Annotated in this window: 16 protein-coding genes; all 16 read right to left on the bottom strand. The window is 64.1% G+C overall.

The features are described 5' to 3' along the window. Positions 1-8: 8 nt before the first annotated feature. The 16 genes from ACR0R4_RS06510 to ACR0R4_RS06435 all read right to left on the bottom strand — a co-directional run bounded on the left by ACR0R4_RS06510 (position 9) and on the right by ACR0R4_RS06435 (position 16,828). Positions 9-3,002 carry a thioester domain-containing protein gene (locus tag ACR0R4_RS06510; RefSeq protein ID WP_200769281.1) on the bottom strand — a complete coding sequence of 998 codons (2,994 nt, stop codon included), beginning with the start codon at positions 3,000-3,002 and terminating at the stop codon, positions 9-11. 135 nt (positions 3,003-3,137) lie between these two features. Next, positions 3,138-4,607 carry a putative type IV secretion/conjugal transfer ATPase gene (locus ACR0R4_RS06505; protein WP_432707308.1) on the bottom strand — a complete coding sequence of 490 codons (1,470 nt, stop codon included), beginning with the start codon at positions 4,605-4,607 and terminating at the stop codon, positions 3,138-3,140. After that, positions 4,604-5,098, bottom strand: a complete 495-nt coding sequence (locus tag ACR0R4_RS06500; protein ID WP_139770611.1) for a hypothetical protein — start codon at positions 5,096-5,098, stop codon at positions 4,604-4,606. The genes ACR0R4_RS06505 and ACR0R4_RS06500 overlap by 4 nt, the downstream gene beginning before the upstream one ends. 28 nt (positions 5,099-5,126) lie before the next feature. Continuing rightward, positions 5,127-6,572, bottom strand: a complete 1,446-nt coding sequence (locus ACR0R4_RS06495; protein WP_079941061.1) for an SCO6880 family protein — start codon at positions 6,570-6,572, stop codon at positions 5,127-5,129. A 9-nt stretch (positions 6,573-6,581) separates the two neighbouring features. Then, entirely contained in the window at positions 6,582-7,958 is a 1,377-nt protein-coding gene (locus tag ACR0R4_RS06490; protein ID WP_079941060.1) for a conjugal transfer protein TrbL, read from the bottom strand. A gap of 33 nt (positions 7,959-7,991) precedes the next feature. Further along, complete coding sequence (locus ACR0R4_RS06485; protein ID WP_079941059.1) at positions 7,992-8,261, bottom strand: DUF6112 family protein; 270 nt, start codon at positions 8,259-8,261, stop codon at positions 7,992-7,994. A 133-nt stretch (positions 8,262-8,394) separates the two neighbouring features. After that, positions 8,395-8,658, bottom strand: coding sequence for a DUF6112 family protein (locus ACR0R4_RS06480; RefSeq protein ID WP_079941058.1), 264 nt, complete (start codon positions 8,656-8,658; stop codon positions 8,395-8,397). Positions 8,659-8,664: 6 nt separating this feature from the next. Continuing rightward, positions 8,665-9,333, bottom strand: a complete 669-nt coding sequence (locus tag ACR0R4_RS06475; RefSeq protein ID WP_348528108.1) for a M23 family metallopeptidase — start codon at positions 9,331-9,333, stop codon at positions 8,665-8,667. Positions 9,334-9,346: 13 nt separating this feature from the next. Next, entirely contained in the window at positions 9,347-10,066 is a 720-nt protein-coding gene (locus ACR0R4_RS06470; RefSeq protein ID WP_079941055.1) for a hypothetical protein, read from the bottom strand. A 41-nt stretch (positions 10,067-10,107) separates the two neighbouring features. Then, on the bottom strand, positions 10,108-11,166 hold the full coding sequence (locus ACR0R4_RS06465) for a ParB/RepB/Spo0J family partition protein (protein WP_079941054.1): 1,059 nt from the start codon (positions 11,164-11,166) through the stop codon (positions 10,108-10,110). After that, the gene (locus ACR0R4_RS06460) at positions 11,166-12,008 is read right to left on the bottom strand and encodes a hypothetical protein (protein ID WP_079941052.1); all 843 of its coding nucleotides are present in this window, start codon (positions 12,006-12,008) and stop codon (positions 11,166-11,168) included. Before ACR0R4_RS06460 ends, ACR0R4_RS06465 begins: the two co-directional genes overlap by 1 nt. Positions 12,009-12,103: 95 nt before the next feature. Next, positions 12,104-12,586 carry a hypothetical protein gene (locus ACR0R4_RS06455; RefSeq protein WP_139770610.1) on the bottom strand — a complete coding sequence of 161 codons (483 nt, stop codon included), beginning with the start codon at positions 12,584-12,586 and terminating at the stop codon, positions 12,104-12,106. Continuing rightward, positions 12,583-13,284 carry a DUF2637 domain-containing protein gene (locus ACR0R4_RS06450; RefSeq protein WP_079941094.1) on the bottom strand — a complete coding sequence of 234 codons (702 nt, stop codon included), beginning with the start codon at positions 13,282-13,284 and terminating at the stop codon, positions 12,583-12,585. Before ACR0R4_RS06450 ends, ACR0R4_RS06455 begins: the two co-directional genes overlap by 4 nt. After that, positions 13,281-14,231 (bottom strand): bifunctional DNA primase/polymerase, encoded by a 951-nt coding sequence (locus ACR0R4_RS06445; RefSeq protein ID WP_079941049.1) that lies wholly within the window; start codon positions 14,229-14,231, stop codon positions 13,281-13,283. Before ACR0R4_RS06445 ends, ACR0R4_RS06450 begins: the two co-directional genes overlap by 4 nt. 166 nt (positions 14,232-14,397) lie before the next feature. After that, the gene (locus ACR0R4_RS06440; RefSeq protein ID WP_369691078.1) at positions 14,398-14,895 is read right to left on the bottom strand and encodes a helix-turn-helix transcriptional regulator; all 498 of its coding nucleotides are present in this window, start codon (positions 14,893-14,895) and stop codon (positions 14,398-14,400) included. A gap of 676 nt (positions 14,896-15,571) precedes the next feature. After that, positions 15,572-16,828, bottom strand: a complete 1,257-nt coding sequence (locus ACR0R4_RS06435) for an integrase catalytic domain-containing protein (RefSeq protein ID WP_433645266.1) — start codon at positions 16,826-16,828, stop codon at positions 15,572-15,574. Positions 16,829-16,927 lie beyond the last annotated feature (99 nt).

Here is a 16,927-nt window from a genome sequence, read left to right as displayed (position 1 = left end):
TGTGCGTGTTAGTCGTTCATGAATGTGTCGATAGCATCACCACCCTTCCTGTCGACTTCGGCATCCTCATCATCCGCACCGTCTGCCTCGTCGCGCTGCTGAGCGAGGCGACGCCCGAACAACAGCACGCCTGCTGCGGCGAGAATCGCGACGCCCGCGCCGATGCCGAGAGCCCACATGCCGCCGTTGTCGCTGCCGGTGACCGCCAGCTCAGGCGGAGCGGTCAGCTCGGTCACGACCTTGGTGGTCTCGTTCGGGGCACCGCACTGGCCACGATGCAGCACGTCACCGTCGGGGCCGATCAGGGTCTCCACCCAGTAGTAGGTGCCGACGCGATCAAACACCACATCGTTCGAGCGGTAGTCGCCCGGCCTGTCGACCTCGATGGTTTCTGAGGTGAAGACCAGCTCGTCTGCGGTGCAGAGCGCCTCGCTGCCGCCCTGTCGGTACGCCTCGAACTTCAGCGTGGAACCCTCGGGCACGTTACCTGTGACGGTAGCGACGTCGTGTGCGGGATCACCGAGCAGTACCTCGGGCACTGCGTTCGTGACCACGCTCACTTCCTCGGGCTGCCCGGTGATCACGGTGGTCTCGCCCGGAGCGCCGCAGCGCCCCTCTGCGATCACTTCGCCGTCTTTGTCGTACAGGGTCTCGACCCAGTAGACATGGCCGGGCTGGTCGACGCTCGTGGTGCCGGAGCGGTAGACGCCTGCCTGGGTGACAGGAATCTGCTCGCTCTCGAAGAACGGTGCGTCGCACTGCGGCTCGGCTTCGGGATCGACCGGGCCGTGAGCGCGGAAGATCAGGTATGCGCCTTCGGGAATGTCGGTGCCTTGCACGAGTGCGAGATCCTCGAACGGTTCGCCGACGCGCGCCTCGCGTGTCGCCTGCGTGATCACCGACACGGGCTGTCGATCATCGGGCACGAAGAACCGCTCGCGAATATCGCCCGGCGAAGTCGTGTGCGGCTGCACCCGGTCGTCACCAGCGAAATGCGACACGATGACGTAGTAGCCGGGCTTCACCGGCTTGATCGCATCCTCATCCGTGTACCCGAGATGGTAGGTACCGTTCCGTGCGGGCGTCGTGATCGAGGTGAGAACGGGGGCATCCTCAAGATCGAGGTCATTGGTCAGCTCGTCCTCGGTCTTGAACGGGCCATACACCGTGTGCACGACCTCGTCATGGTCGGCACCCCAGTACCCGTCGCCCTCGAACTCGCCGTGATTCTCGGGGAACCCGCTCATCTCGATCCGGTCGAACGCGCGACCGCCTTTGAGATGCACGTTGTATTCCTTGACCTCGGAGACGATCTTGATCGGCCAGCGCACCGAGTGCGTCTCGATGTTGATGCCGTAGTCATCGGCCCAATCAGCGGCGAGGTAGGGGCGCACCCATTCAGGCTGGTCAGCGCGCTTCATCTCCCACACCCAGGTCACAAACCCCGCGTTCGGCAGAACGATCTCAGGGCTGGTGTAGGTGCGGGGGCCGGTCGCGGTGATCGTGACCGTCTCGATTGCTCGCGCATCAGCGGGCACCTGGCCGGCCTGCTCAGGAGGCAGCGTGCCGGGCACCTGATAGGCGGTGCCCTCGAAGATCACGGGGATGTGCTCGCCGTTGTGCTTGAGCCAGACCCCGTTACTCGAGGACACGGTGATCGTGTCAGTTACGGTATCGCCGGGGTTCACGAGCCGTTGGTCAGCGCGCGAGACCGCCTCGGGCTGGAACGGCACCACCGACGTCTCAGGTACGAGGCCGAAACGATCGGTGAAGCTCTCAGTGATGTACTTCGCGTTGCCTCCCTGCGCCTCTTTGTCGATCGACCAGACCCAGGTGTAGAAACCCGACTCGGGAGCGGTGATCGTGCCCGGCGACGTGTAACTGCCGGGGCCGGTCAGGGTGAGCTTCTCCGTGCCCGTGACAGGCGCACCGCGCGGCGGCGCGTTCGCCTCGGCGGGCTGCGCGTCGAACGGGCCGTAGAGCGTGCCGACGGCCTCGACCGGGATCGGGGAACCGTTGATGCGAATCCACGAGTGCTTCGTCACCGTCACGTTCACGCCGTCAACGAACTGGTCGCCCGCCTGTACGAACTTCGATGCGACCTGCGTGGTCAGCTCGGGCTGAAAATCGAGCGGGATCACGGGAGACTGCGCGGCGGCTCTCACCGGCTCGAAACTCGCTGCTGCGAGAATCCGCTGCTCGCCGGGAGTGTAGAACATATCCACCCCAGCACCCATCCCCGCAGCCCGTGACGAGAACGACGCACTCACACGGTACTCCGGCGCACCCTCAGCGGGGGTGCCGGTGATCGCGTGCGTGCCCGCACCGAGTGTCGCAGTAGTCGCACCGTTCGCAAACGTCGCATTGGTGAGCGTTACTGCACCCGTCAGCGACCCCGGCGTGGTGCTGATCGTGAGGCGACCCTGGTACTGGTCGCTCATCTCGATACTCATCGACGCGGACGGCTTCGCCACCGCGTTCTCGGCGGCGGCCTGCCGCATCGCTGCGAGGTTTCCGAGCACCGTCGACCGCGCACCAGCCGGTACACGCTCGATGAAGTGCGCCTCACCGCCGCGCGCGGCATAGGTGTCGTGGTCGGCGACATCCCACACGAACAGCTGCACCGCAGCCGTGATCGCCGGGTCTGACGATTCGCCCCAGGTCGCCAGCACATAGTTCAGCCGTGCGAGTTGCCCATCGGAGAGATTGTCGAGGGTGGTCTTCAGCTCGGGATGCTCGGTGTTCCCGTAGGGCGGCAGCGCGTCGATGTCCATGCAGTATGCCTGACGGCCGTGTGAGGAGAACGAACCGAGCCACAACTGCTCATTTCCATACCCGACGCCCAGGGTCGCGGCCTGCGCAGCCGGAGCAGGCATCATGACGAGGCTCGATACGAGCATCAGCAGCGCCAGCAGCAAGGCGGCGAACTGCGCTCGGAATCTTCGCTCCTGGGGATCGACCCTGGGCCGATCATCCGGTGGGCGGGTGGACGTGTAAGACATAGATCGCTCCTGACTCCTGTGTTGACAGGCCCCGCAATAGGGCGGTGACCCGACAGCGAGGTAAGACAGGAACCCCGAGCACGAAGAAACGGTCTGAGAAGCGCAGCACTTCTCAGACCGTTTGCGGAGATGAATTCAGCCCATGCGGGTGGTGGTGTCGAACGCTTCGAGTTCAGCAGGATGCAGTTGGTGCTGCGAAACGAAGCTCCTGCCTTTGATCTTCCACAAGCCTTGTCCGACGCCGAGACCGGGCAGCAGCGACTGTTCGGTTCGGGTCAGGCCGAGCGCCTGCGCGGTCGCGCCCAGCTGGTCGGGTTCCTGCCGGTAGATCACCCGCGTCTCGGCGTTTGCGAGCAGCGACGAGGCGAGCGCGCGCATGGCGGAGCCACTATCGCCTACGTTGTCGAGGTCTGAGAGCTTGTGAAAGACCAAGACGTTCGCGATCCCGTAGTGCCTCGCCAACCTCCACTGGCTGTCCATACGTCGAAGCAGCGAGGGGTAGGCCATGAGCCGCCAGGCTTCGTCGTAGATCACATACCGCTGCCCGCCCGCTGGATCGAGCAGCGCACCCTCCATCCACGCCGATGAGCAGGTCATCAGCACCGAGGTCAGTGCGGAGTTCTCGACCATGCGCGACAGGTCGAGGCTCACCATCGGCAGCGACGGATCGAAGCGAACGGTCGATGGCCCGTCGAAGATGCCCTGCAAGTCGCCCGCAACGAGTCGCCTGAGCGCGTGTCCAAGTTGGCGACCGTCTTCTTTGAGCCTGCCGTCAGCATCGCTGCCAGGCTCGAGGATACGGTCGACCACTTGCGGCAGGATCGGGGTGCCGTGCTCTCGCATCACCGCGCCAAGCGCGTGGTCAATGCTGGTGTGCTCCAGAGGGGTGAGGGGTCGTGCGAGCATGGTTTCTGCGAGTGCGCCGACGAGCTCGCGGCGACGCGCGGTGACCTGAGCCGCCCAGTCTTGATCGCTGATCCCTGCCGCACGATAACCCTCATCGAGAGGGTTGAGGCGGTGTGGCAAGCCACGTCCAAGAATGATCGCGCGCCCGCCGACCAGCTCAGCGACGGGAGAGTGCTCGCCTTTCGGATCGCCGGGCACATAGACTCTGCGCCCGAACGGCAGCGCTCTCGTGTAGAGCGATTTCACGAGCGCCGACTTGCCGCTGCCCACGATTCCGGCGATCACGATGTTCGGGGCGGTGATGAGGCCGCGCTGGTAGAGCGTCCACGGGTCGTACACGAACGAGGCCCCGGAGTAGAGATCCTGCCCGATGAACGCACCGTCTGAGCCGAGGCCGGCCTCGGCGAGGAACGGGTATTGCGCACCCAGCGTTGCCGTTGTGTCTTGATGCTTCGGTAGCCGAAATCGGCCAGGGGTGCGCAGCGACTCAGGGTACGGCTCGCCCGCTGCGGGGAGATAGACGGTGTTGCGGCGTTCCTCCCGTTCGGCCTCGCGCCTGGCTCGCTGTTCGGCATCTTCGCGGGCGCGCGCCTCCAGGCGCAGCTGCGCAGCCGCTCGGCGTCTTGCTTTCTTCAAGCGGCGGCGCTCGGCGGTCGGGGCGACGAGCACGCTTGCGTGCAGACGCTCTTCGTCACTCACCGCGATAACCCCGCATCGAGTCTCTGGGGTGCGGCCGTGCGGCCGGGGCCGTGCGCGGTCTTGGGCGCAAGGGTGCCCGAATCGAGCGCCTCCGGCCTGAGGTAGGTGGTGACGCTCGCAGCGGGCGGAGCATCGGGGCGATGTGGGGTCGGCCATTCGAGGAGCGAGAGGTGTTCGGAGGTGCGACCCAGGCGCGTCTCGGCACGGTCGACAAACTCTGCGGCTTGGAGAAGGTCACGGGCTGCTTCTTCGATCACCGCGACACCAGAGACGATGGTGCCGCCGGTTCGGATAATCGCCTCATCGTTGCGGGCGATCGCACGCGACGCGAACCTCCTGAACACGTCGGGCAGCAGCCGAGAGATGCCGAGCAGTTCACGGTTCAGATCGTAGAGTTCACGGGGCGGGGTCTCACGAACGGTGTGGGCGAGGTAACGGAGTGCGTCGTAGGCGGCAGTCGCCGCTTCGCGCGGGGTCTCATACTCAGGCATCAGTGGTGTCCAGTCAGTCAAGGCGGGTTCAGATGGGGCGGGCGAGCGGGAGGGCTGCGGCGGCGAACGCGCGGGCCTGCTGCCCGACCAAGCGACGGCATTCACATGAGGCTTGGATCGCGGCCTGTTCGACCGCCGCGACCGCTGCCTCGAGTTCCTCGCTGGTTGAGGCGGTGACCGAGATGAGGCCGGTGACGCGGGCGAGGCCGTGCCCGGCAGAGAGGTCGGCCTCTTGCTGCATTACGTCGACGTACTCGGCAGCGGTCGCGGCGTCTTCGATCTGCCCGATCTTCTGCCGCTGCGTCTTGTCCGAAATCAGTTCGGTGCGTTTGCGCCGCAGATCACGCGCCGCTTGATCGGCGCGCACCGGCAGGTAGTGCAACGAGAGAGTGCGCAGGATCCCCGACGAGAGCACAAGGGGCGAGAGGAACCCTGGGTAGACCTGGCTGCGCGGCCATTCGCTGACCCACAACACCGCATGATGCGCACTGTCAGACCTGATCGACTCCCACCGTTCAGTGACAGCGACCGGGCCAGCAGTTGCGAGATCGCGCCCAAGTTCGCCGTGACGTTCGAGCGCGGCAGCGGTCGCTGGATCGTAGGCAGCGCGCAGCACCATTGCCACATCGCCTGGGGTAAGCCACCCGTCGACCTGCAGATCTGCGGCACGAACCGCAGCGACCAGGGTATGCATCTCCTGCCGCAGCACCTGCGCAGCCCCGCGCACACCGCCGCCAGCGGTGCGAATCGCGCGTGCCGCGAGGCGCATATCGAGCGAGAGTGAGACGGTAGTGGCGTGCCGTTCCCCGGTGGGACCCGCCCGGTCGATGAGTTCGCCATAGACGGTCGCCGCCCACGACCCGTCAGCGTTGCCGTGCTCCTGCCACCATTGCGCCAGCCCGGTGCCGGAGTCGGGCAGGGTGCGCTCAGACACCTGGATGCGGGCGATCCTCCCCGACCTGCACGCGGAGGCGAGCACTCTGCCCCAACCGTCGACGCGGCGCTGCTGGTCGCCCGGATCGAGCAGCACGAACGCAGGATGAGAGACCCCGAGGATCGCGGTCAAGAGGTGCTGGTGCGGGTCATGGATCATCGCCGCCCCGGTCTCATCGTCCACCCACTCCCGCAACGCGGCAGCATCGCCAGGGAGCGCAAGGGTGCCCTCGGGTCGAAGCCGCATAAGCGCGCGTCGGTACTCGGCCTGCCCACTCGCTTGCTTCTGCCACCACCGCAACACGATGGGTGCCCACTCGACGATCTTCCGCCCGCCAACCGGCACGGTCGCGGTGACAGCGGCAAACCCCCAGACCGGGGCCGTCCAGACAAGCCCCGCACCACCCGTGACGTAGAGGCCGCCAACGGCAGTGACGAGACCGATCCCTAGCGTGACCAGCTGGGGCAGCGAGAGACCGAGCATCACGCCCCGCTTGGTGAGGCGCGAGAACTGCACGGTCGACAACTCGAACTCAGACATGACAGCTCCCTACGCTTTCGGGGTCGAACTATCGCCAGAGTTCGCACTCGGGCCAGGCGGCAGCGCGCGAGGCGGCGGTACCTGCCCGTGGCGTGCCGGAGGCGGATCCGAACTCTGCCCCGGCGTGCTCGCCCCCTCCATCTGACTGTCAGCCTGCTGCGCGACCTGACTGCCAAGCTCCGGGCCGAGGGTTGCAGCCTTCTTCGCCGCTGCCGCACCGAGCGCGATCCCAACACCGATCGGCCCACCCGCAGCACCCGCGCCAACGCCCGCTCCAGTGCCGCCACCGACACCCGCGCTCGCTCCGGTGCCACCACCTGCACCCGCAGCACCAGCACCACTCCCGCTCCCGCCGGTAGGCGTCGGCGCGGGAGGCTTGCCTTTACCGCCGGAGCCACCTGAACCGCCCTCGCCGCCCGAATCGCCGAGAACGCGAGACGGGTTCCCAGGCATCCGATTCGGCACCGGCACCGGCCGGTTGAGCGCCTGCTTCGCTTCGGACTCGGTGGACATGGCGTGGTAGTAGTCGGTACCGAGCCACGAGATCGCCTTATAGGTGATGTACGGGGCGAACGCGGCAACCGCGAGAAGCACAATCCCCGCTAGCGGGTCAGTGAGCGCCTGGATATCGAGGGCGATAGGCACCGAAATCTGCGCGATCGCGACCAACAGGATCACGGTCAACACGAGTTTCGAGACGATGAGCGCGACCACGAACATCAGCCATTTCCCCGCCCACCCGCGCGTGGTATCCCAGGAGAATCCCGCCAGTGCGAGCGGCGCGAGCGCGACCGTCAGCAGGAGCAGGCTCTTTCTCACGAGCAACGAGAACCACACGATCGCTGTCGCCGCGATTGACAGGCCGCCGAGGAACAGCGTGACGATCGCTCCGATACCTGGGGAACCGAGGTTCAACGTAGTCAGTGCGGTGATGAGCATCGTGATCTTGTCGCCCATTGACTGCATCGAGTTCCCGGTCGCTTGCACGACGCCGAGGCACAGCTGATCCACGATCTCTAATCCCAGCGCGACGAGCGAGACCGCGACGAACGAACCGAGGATGCTCTTCCCGAGACCGATCCCAGCACGGGCGAGACCACCGGGTTCGCGTTTCACCACGGCGGTGATGAGTTGGAAGCAAGCCAGCAGCAGAGCGATCATGACGCCGATGCCGAAGATGAGATTGTAGACGCCGACAAACTCGGCACCAGTAACGTCGACCAGCGTGGTCGAGTCGAATACGATCCAGAGGCCCTGGATGAACCAGGCCGCAGTCTGGCCGACACCATCGGCGATCCACTGGATCGGAGCGGTGGCGACCATCGCGGTGGCTTCGTCTCGCACCTCGCACAGCATCGACAGGATCGGCTGCTCACACAGACTCATCGGGAACTCCTTTTGAACCGTCGAACGCGAGGGTCAGACGGACTGGCCCACATCCCAGAAGAAATTGATCAATGTGACGGCGGCCCCACACAAGATCGCGGCCCCGCAGCAGATCAACACGCCAGTTTTCCCGCGCCCGGCCAGATGCGGGTTCGACGAGTTCGCCCCGAACGCCCAGACCACCGCGCTGATGATGAGGCCGAGCGCGGAAAGGATCAAACCGAACGTCATCACCGCGCCGACGATGAGCCGGAGCGCGTCGATGCCGGGAAGCCCGGAACTGTTGGGGTCGATGTCGATCATGGGGAAGCTCCTTAACGGGTCAGGGCGCGGGAAGTGCGTACCCGTCAGGTGCAGGCCATGCCCCGAGAACGAGCGAAGCCCGGCAGCAGACGCGAAGACGCGCCGACTGCCGGGCAGATCCCGAATCGGGTGGTTACAGAGTGGGGCCGTAGGTGAGGAACATATTGGTGATCGCGACAGCGGCTCCCGCCATCACCGCGCCGCCGAGCGAAACGAACACGCCGACCCTGCCGCGCATCGCGGTCTGCGGGTTGCCGCCCCAGGTACCTGCCGCCCAGGCGACAGCGGAGACGATGAACATGAGCACGCTCACCACGAGCACGATCATCAGTGCAGCCCCTATGGCGTCCTCGAGAGAACCGAGGTCGAGCGAGCCGAAGTCAGGAAACACATTCATCCGGCCTTACCCCTTTGCTGCGGCTTCGGCATTGAGGTCGCATCCGGCGAGCGCGGGAGCATCGGTGCCGATGCCGGAAAGGTCGATAGCTCCGTGGGCGGCGAGCCACGGCTCAGGATCAATCGCTGCGGCGCGAGACCCGCCGGGTCGCACTTCGAGGTGCAGGTGCGGGCCGGTTGACCAGCCGCTCGATCCGACATCGGCGATGTGCTGGCCAGCGACGACGGTATCCCCGGCGTTGACGTGGATGCCGTGCGCCCACATATGCACATAGGCGGTCGCGACGGTCTGCCCGTCAATGGTGTGCTCAATCGTGATGAGGCCACCCCAGCCGCCATCCATCCCGGCGAACGTCACATACCCGTCAGCGACCGCCATGATCGGGGTGCCGTCTGCGGCGGCAAGGTCGAGGCCGGTGTGCGTGCGCGCCTCACCAGAGATCGGGTCGATCCTCGGCCCAAACTGGCTCGTGCGAACCCAAACGCCTCTCGCCAGCGGAAACACGATGCTCTTCGTCTCGGCCGGCCTCTCGGGTGCCAATGCCTCACCGCCCCCAGAAGTGGTGTCGGTGCGGGTGAGACAGGCCTCGCCGCCGGGAACCGCAACCAGCACAAGAGCGATGAGGCCGAGGCCGGGGAGCAGCGCGAGGGCGGCGAGGAACGCGAGAATCTTCACAATGCGATCCCGCTCATCGCAGTGGTTTGTCGAGCACGGTCAAGCGCAGCAGACGGCACTGTTCGTACGTCGGCTCGCAGGCGATGAACATGGTGAACGCGACTGGATGCTCAGTCGCGACCTCTTTGCCCTCCCATACCCCGGTGCGGTGCCTGGTGCCGTCGACGGTGTAGGCGATGGTGCCCGGTAGCAGCGTGCCCTCGCGTGCCTGCCGCTCCACCTCGGCCCAGGTGTCGGGCACACCGATCTGGTCGATCACGAGATGCTCCCGCGTCTCGTACCGTTGCAACTCGATCCACGCCGCCCGGTTCGGTACATAGGCGGCGAGGTCGGTGGCGAGGCCGTCTGTTTCTTCGTTTGCAGGGTCGGAGGCTTGATCGAGCATCGCCTGCACATAGTCGGTCGGCTGATACCCGTCTCGGGTATCCCACGCGAACAGGGCGAGCGCCGCAGACTCCGCGAAGCGATCAGCATCTCCGGTCTGTGCGACCGTGCCGAAAGGCGCAGACCGACTCGTGGGGCGCTCAGCGGTGTCGCCTGGGTCGGGGGCGACGGTCGAGCCGACCATCGGGGTCGGCTCGTCATCGGGTGGGCCGAGCAGCAGCCCGATCGTGGCGATGATGAGGATGAACAGGAGCCCGGTGCCGAGCACCGTGGCGACGATCATGCGTAACCGGCGCGCCCGCTCAGGATCAGCGGCCGGTTGCTGCGGTGAGGGAGTACGACGTTTCATACCGCACAGGTGCGAGACCGCACCCCGAACACCGGCTTGGGTCAGGCGGCTGCGCGTGCTTCTTGGAGTTCGGTGGCGAAGCGCATGGTGCCCTCAGCGATAGAGACGAACAGATCGAGCTGCTCGCCGGAGAGCTCTCGCACCATCTGCTCGACGCCGTAGTGTCGCCACCAGCCGTCGAGTTCGCTCCAGGTTGCCCAGAACGCGCGGGAACTGCGCAGCTTCGGCATCTCATCATCGGCTGTGAGCGCAGTGCGAGGGGTGGGGCGGCGCTTCGACCCGCTGCTTCCTTTCACTCGTTCGAGGGCGGCCTGGGCGAGGCGTTCCATCTCAGCGGCTTTCAGATCGGCCTGGCGGGCGCGAGCCGCCTCACGGCCTGCGCTTTCGCGCACGCTCTCAGGCTGGGTGGGATCTGCCGCGATGCGGTCGAGTTCGTCAAGCGATAGGGCGGCGTTCATGCGCTGATGCGAGGCCAGTACCCCGGCACCATACCGAATCCGGACGAGCTCGGCCTCGGCCTGCCCGCGAACCGCCGCCGAGACGGTGCCGTCAGCGGCGAGGTCTTCGATGCGGTTCACACGTTCGAGCATCTGATGGGAGTCACGCCCGGTCACCATGCGGGCTGCCTGTTCGCGTGCTTTCCCGTATTCGCGCGCCTCTGACGGTGGTGGTGAATCACCACCACCGGAGATTCTGGCGAGTCCAGGCTGCGCTCCGAAGCGAGTAGCGGCCTGCCGCAGCGCGGCTTCTTCCTCGAGCACGGCTTTCAGCTCGCGGTAGAGCGCCGCAGCTTCCAGGGTGGTGAGGGGCTTGTGTAGGGCATGATCGGCGTGCTCGCTGAGCAGTTGCCCGAGCCGGTCGGAGAGGCCTGATCGCACCCACACGTTGATCGTGCGCCAACCGAGTTTCCGTGCGGCAGCGACCCGGCGCACCCCGATCAGCACGAACCCTTCCGGGGTAATCGTCGGCGGTTGCAGCAGCCCGTGTTCAGAAAGCGACTTCGCCAGCAGGTCGAGATCTCCGAGGTCGCTGCGATGCCGGGTGCCAACCAGGAGCGAGTCGAGCGCCCGATCCAACTGAATCCCATACTGACCGCTCATCACGCACCGCCAGGTTTCGGGGCAGACTCCACGATCTGCCGCACCAGGTGCTCGTCACTCAGCAGTTCGGGAAAGCTCTCACCGATCACGATTCGCATGAACAGGCCACGGCCCGCGTTCGTTGCCGCGTAAGCAGGGTTCTGAGTGCCCAGCAGCACCGCGACGACGGTGTTCCAGGCATCTTTCGTTACGTCCAGGAGCGCGAGGGCGAGACGGTCTCGGCGCAGCACGTCGAACGCGCTCGTGCGGCTCCCGAGCCTTTCAAGGCCTTCGTAGATGTACCAGATCACATTCCGGGCCGTTGATTCAGGCCAACAGAGCCGCGAGAACAGGAACACTGCCTGCTCGATCATGGTCACCTCGGGAGAAGGTTCTTCTTCGCCTGCATCCTCAATGCGGGGCTCACCGACTTGGAACGCTGGGTTCCATTCGAGCAGCGCCTGGTCGCGGTCTGCGAACCGTTCCGCATCATGATTCGCGGAGACCTCAGACTTTCGAGCCTTATCGACCGAGCAGAGCAGCCCCTGCCCGCGCTGCTCATAAATGCACGTCAGCCGCACCGCCTCGGTCACCACGGCCCAGGGGTTGTCGGCGCGGGCGGTGCCAGGTTTCCGCATCGCCTCGAACGCGGCGGTCACCGCCTCCCAACGGTCGAGGCCGTACTTGCGGGCAAGACGCGCATACTTGCCTGCGGTGAACTTCGCGAGCTCATGCGCCTCGGTGTCATAACGCCACGCGCCGGGGCCGGCCTCCTGCAAACGAATAAGCAACGCCCGCAGCCCCTCCGGGGTCTCGAACTCGTGATCCTCGGGCGAAGCAGCGGCGATAAGTGATCTGGTCATGATGGCGCACCTCCTGCAAGAGACGTGCGATCCTCATCCCGAACGAGCAGAACCAGTCTGAGAGCGATACCGTGCATGATCCATCACCGTCACCATCAGCCCCGAGAGATCGTTTCGGGTTCGGGCATCGAGCGGTGCGGTGCATCCTGACCAAACGGGTTCATCGGAGCGAGATGCCAGGTGCCCTCACGCATCTCCCGATGGAAGTCTCCGACCTTGCCTCGGGCACGCTCCGAGAACGCGGCAGTGAGATCCATGCCGCGAGCGGTCACCCTCGCCCCGGCCTCCGCGAAAAGGTCGGTCGGACGTTTCCACGCCACCCGCACCCCGGCAGGTTTCTCCGGTTCCGGGCCGACAATATCGGCAGGATCATCCGTTGCGCGAGGATCGAAGCCGCCATCCAACTCGAGCGCATCCTCGACCACTTCGGCGTCGTAAATGAGTTCAGGGGAAGGTGTGTGCCGGGTGAGTTCAGCGTCTTCGATCAGCTCGGCCTCGATGATCTCTTCCTTGGTGTAGAGGTCGAGATGGGGTGGGAAACGATACGGCGACATCGCGCCGGGCGGTGGGGTGGTCATGATGGGGTCTCCTGTTCTTCGACGGGTTTGAGAAGCCAGCGGCCGACGGTGCTGCGATCAACACCGAACAACCGGGCAATCTGGGAGTTGTTGAGGCCGAGGCCACGCAGCGTTGACGCCACGGTGCGCCGCTCTTCGGCATTGACCTCGGCAAGTGGAGCCTCACCGTCAACCTCGGGGTCGGGCGCTGGCTCGTGAGCCTCTGCCGCCCGTAGTTGTGCGGCTGCCTGCGCGGCTTCAGCATCGACAGATTCATGATGGGCGGCGGCCTGGAGCACGGTGCGTGATTGACGAATCAAGATCGCCGTGAGATGCGTTGACGCGACGAGCACGACTGGAGGTACGGAAGCAACCAAAGCAGCGATCAAGTCGGGCACGTCGGGGTCTGCTGCAACGAGCGCGTGTACTGCGTTCGCAGCGACCGAGACACCCGCGCCGAGAACGAGCAGCAGCCACGGATACCAGACCACCCGTGTACCAGCCAGCGCGAACACTGCGAGCGTCGCCACGACGATGATGCCGTCTACGATCAACGGCCACAGCCACGCCAGATCAGGGTCGATGCCGCTGCGCGCGGCGAGGCCATGCAGCGCGGTGAAACTGAGGATGAACGCGGTGGCAGCAAGGAGAATCGTGCCCGCTTCAGCAGCGAAAACCGCGACCCGCAGCACCCGGAACGAGATACGCGCGGTATTCATGAGCGTACCCACCCGGCATCGCCATACGAATGGCCCGCGCGAGGAGATCCCGGCATCGCTGAGCGGGCCGACTGCGGCGACTGTTGCTGCCCGGTGGTCGGGTGTGCTCGTTCCCACGCGGAGTCGATCGTTCGCAGAATCTCCCGCTCACCAAGCCCCGCTTGCTCCGCTGCGGGGAGCAACACCCTCACGATGTCGGCCTTGGCGATGCCGTCCTCGGTCATCCTACAAGACATGAAGTACAACGCCCAGTTCCGGTTCCCCTCGGGCTGCGCCGCCACCCATCTGGCCCGCCCAGCATCACTGTTTCGCGCTTCACGAGGCGTGCTCGGCACCGGGCGGGCGCGGGCAGGCTTAGGCGGTGCGAGCAACTCGAGCAACCGCTGCGCATCCACCGGAGCGGTGGGGGCTGGGCTGGTCGAGCGCAGCACGTATGCGCCGAGTGTCCCATCTTTCTGCCGTACCCTCGACGGTGGCACGAGCACATACCCGCCATCGCCACGAAAATCGACCTGCGCAGACGCCGCCTGCCAGATCCGTTGCGGCCGATTCGGGTCGGCAGGAAAGTAAATGTGCAAGCCGCCTGAGGGCGTCTCGACCAACGAGGACCAGCCGCTCAGCAGCCCGGCATCACGAGCGCGACCGAACGACAGAAGCCCGGTGTCGCTGTCGCTGTGACGATCCACATCCACGACATCAAGACCCGACGCCGCACCGGTCGGCACGGCTAGATTTGCGTCAGGCCACCGACGCCACCAGGTTTCAACCTGCCGAACATCGACGGTTGCTGCCGTGAAACCGCCTTTCACTATTGGGCGTTTGAATCCAGACGCACATGGAAAGACGGGCACTCCATGTCTGGCAAGATACATCGCAGCGGTAGGCAGGCCACGGACAGTGCCCAACAGTCTGCCGAGCAGCATGAGCCGTTGATCGAGATCATTCATGTTGCTAACTCCTTCTCACCTTGAGTACTGGCGATAAGGTGCGACGAGGAGAACAGAAGACGCAAGTGACGTTCGGAGGGTACCGTTCGTCAGGCGTAGCAGTGACCCCGACACTATGGAATATCTGGCTTACCGCTAATCACTTCCAAGATGGAAGTGTCCTCTTTCAAACTGCCTCGCTACGGGCCCCAAGACCAACGATTTCGGCCCCCAAAGTCACAGAAGTATCACGCCTACGCGCGATCCGATATTCGTGAGGCGAGACTTGCATAACTGTACGAAAAAGCTTCGAGGCATGCGAACTACTTCTCCATCCGACAAGATGAATGCAATGCTCGACTGTGCTGTCTGTCTCCTGCAGCAACCTTGCCAACATCTCAACCCGGATCAATTGCAATCGGGTCCTTGGCGGATAGCCCCAGGCTCGAGTGCACAGTGTAGAGAGATGACCCGGCGAGAGACTAACTCGCCTGGCCAGCTCTCTAAGTGTCCACTCAAATTCGGGCCTCTCACGCAGGAGCGTTTCGACCTTTAGTACCTCAGGTCTGATCGGCGTCGGGCGCGTCGCACGGAGCCTTTGGTCGGACCCGGCGGGCGGAAATGCCTCCGGTCCACCAATACTGCGTGAAATTGCGTTTGCAAGGGTGAACCAGTGTGCCTGCATCTGGTTTGAATGTATGACAAAATCACTCGTTCTGCTCAGCGCAACCATTCCGTCGAGAATCGGTGCCAGTTTCTTAAGGCGTTTGCCAAGCCGCACGATAATTCGCATGTCACCGTATAAACGTTCAGCAAAGACGTGCGCCTCTGCGCGGTGAGAGAGTCGGCCGCGATACTGCCAATAGACTAGATCAAGCGCATATTCTGGGTCTAAGTAGATGCATGTAATTGAGGCTTGGGGCACCGGGACCACATGGAATACAGTCTCTGCGGGGAGAACTGTAATGTCACCGGTGTGCGCAAGGGTTTCATAGTTGTCAACCAACACGCGTAAGCTACCGCTTCGGACCGCAACAATCTTGATTTCACGGTATGCGGTTCTCTCGGTTGCTGATTTCAGGACATGATGCCGGGCCATGAGTGGAACTCTCGTTTCCACCAGTAAAACGTCCTTGCTCCGAGGTGAACTCTTCACCTGTGTCGGCCACGGCGATAGTGTGGGAATCGCACTAGATGGTTAGAGATAGGAAATTCCTACCCGCCCGACGCCTACCGCTATTGGTTCTCTCCTATGTTATTTTTATGCATTGAACATGCAGACTGTACGAGGAACCTCATATAAATATGCCCGCGAAACACCACCGGTGACTCACATAAGAATGCCCGCGTAATTCTCGAGCTTAGCTTGCCTGTTTCCTGCTCGCGCGGGCCGGCTTGACCCCGGCTGCCGCGTTTGGTGCTTTCGCGAGTTCGATCGCTTCGAGCGTGCGAGTCTTCTCGGCCGCGAGGTAGGTGAGGCGCTGCTGGATTCGGTCGATCTCGCGAGCGATGTGGGCCGGGTTCAAGCTGTCACGGTACCCGGTCAACTCGGCGGTCTTCTCGGCGCTGAGCACACCGGAACGCTGGAGCCGGTCGAATGGTGTCGCGAGCTCATCGTAGACACGTTTACGGCGCCCCCTTTGATCGGTCGCCCAACCGATGGGTTTCTTCGTGGGGGTGAGGAAATTATGGCGATCGTTCACCAGCGGCCATAACTCGTTCAATAGCTTCAGCAGAGGCGCGGTGTCGTACCTCCAGTAGAACGCGTACCGGCGCACGATCTGATTGTTTTTCGACTCGATCGTGGCCTGATCATTCTTCTTGTACGGCCGGGACCTCGTGAAGTAGATGTCAAGTTCTGCAGCCCAACCGATGACGTCGTAGTTGATGAACTCGGACCCGTTATCAAAATCCACCCCGGTCACCTCGAACGGCACTTCGCTGATGAATCGGTCGAGGGCGTCACGAATGTGCAGGTGTGCGTTGTTCCGGATCGAGCGCGTGTACGTCCAACCGGTGTGCATGTCGGTGAGATCAACACTGCGACAGAACTCACCCTTCAAGACGGGCCCGCAGTGTGCGACGGTGTCGCCCTCGAAGAACCCGGGTACGGCCTCGATCTCGTCACCGGCTTTCCTGATCGTGATCGAGTTCCGCAGCAGCGGGCCTGGCGTGGTGGTGGCGATCCCGCGGAGTGGGTCCCTCGCGCGGGCTGGGGCGAGGTAGCGGTCGATCGTGGCCGGTGACATTGCCAGCAACTCGTCCGCGACGTGGTGACTGTACCTGCCCCGGCCTGGGACCAGTTCGCCGTGCGCTTCCAGCAGCATGAGTTGGAGTTCCATTGACGCGGCCAAGTATTTCCCGCTGATCCCGCCCGCGAACGCCCACACTTTCTGCAGCACTTTCAACGCGTCATGTGAGTACTTCAGCGGGCGCGGCTTACGTTGCCGGGCCCCTACCCGACGCGGTTTCAGCGCAGCTTGTAACTGTCTGCGCGCGTTGTCTCTGGACCAGCCCGTGATCGCGCATACCTCGTCAAGGAGACGGCTCTTCTCCTTCTTGGCCGCTGCGGCATACTGCTTCGCGAACTTTCGTGTGATCTCGTGTCTGGCACGCATTGATAGCCCACTTCCCATGAAACTGATGATTCCGTTTCGCGGGCATTTTTACGTGATGCACCGGAAGTGTTTCGCGGGCATATTAGGTGAGGCACGTCG

Source organism: Leucobacter fengyongliangi (assembly GCF_050971685.1).
GTDB lineage: Bacteria > Actinomycetota > Actinomycetes > Actinomycetales > Microbacteriaceae > Leucobacter.
This window is presented reverse-complemented; position numbering and strand designations above follow the sequence as displayed.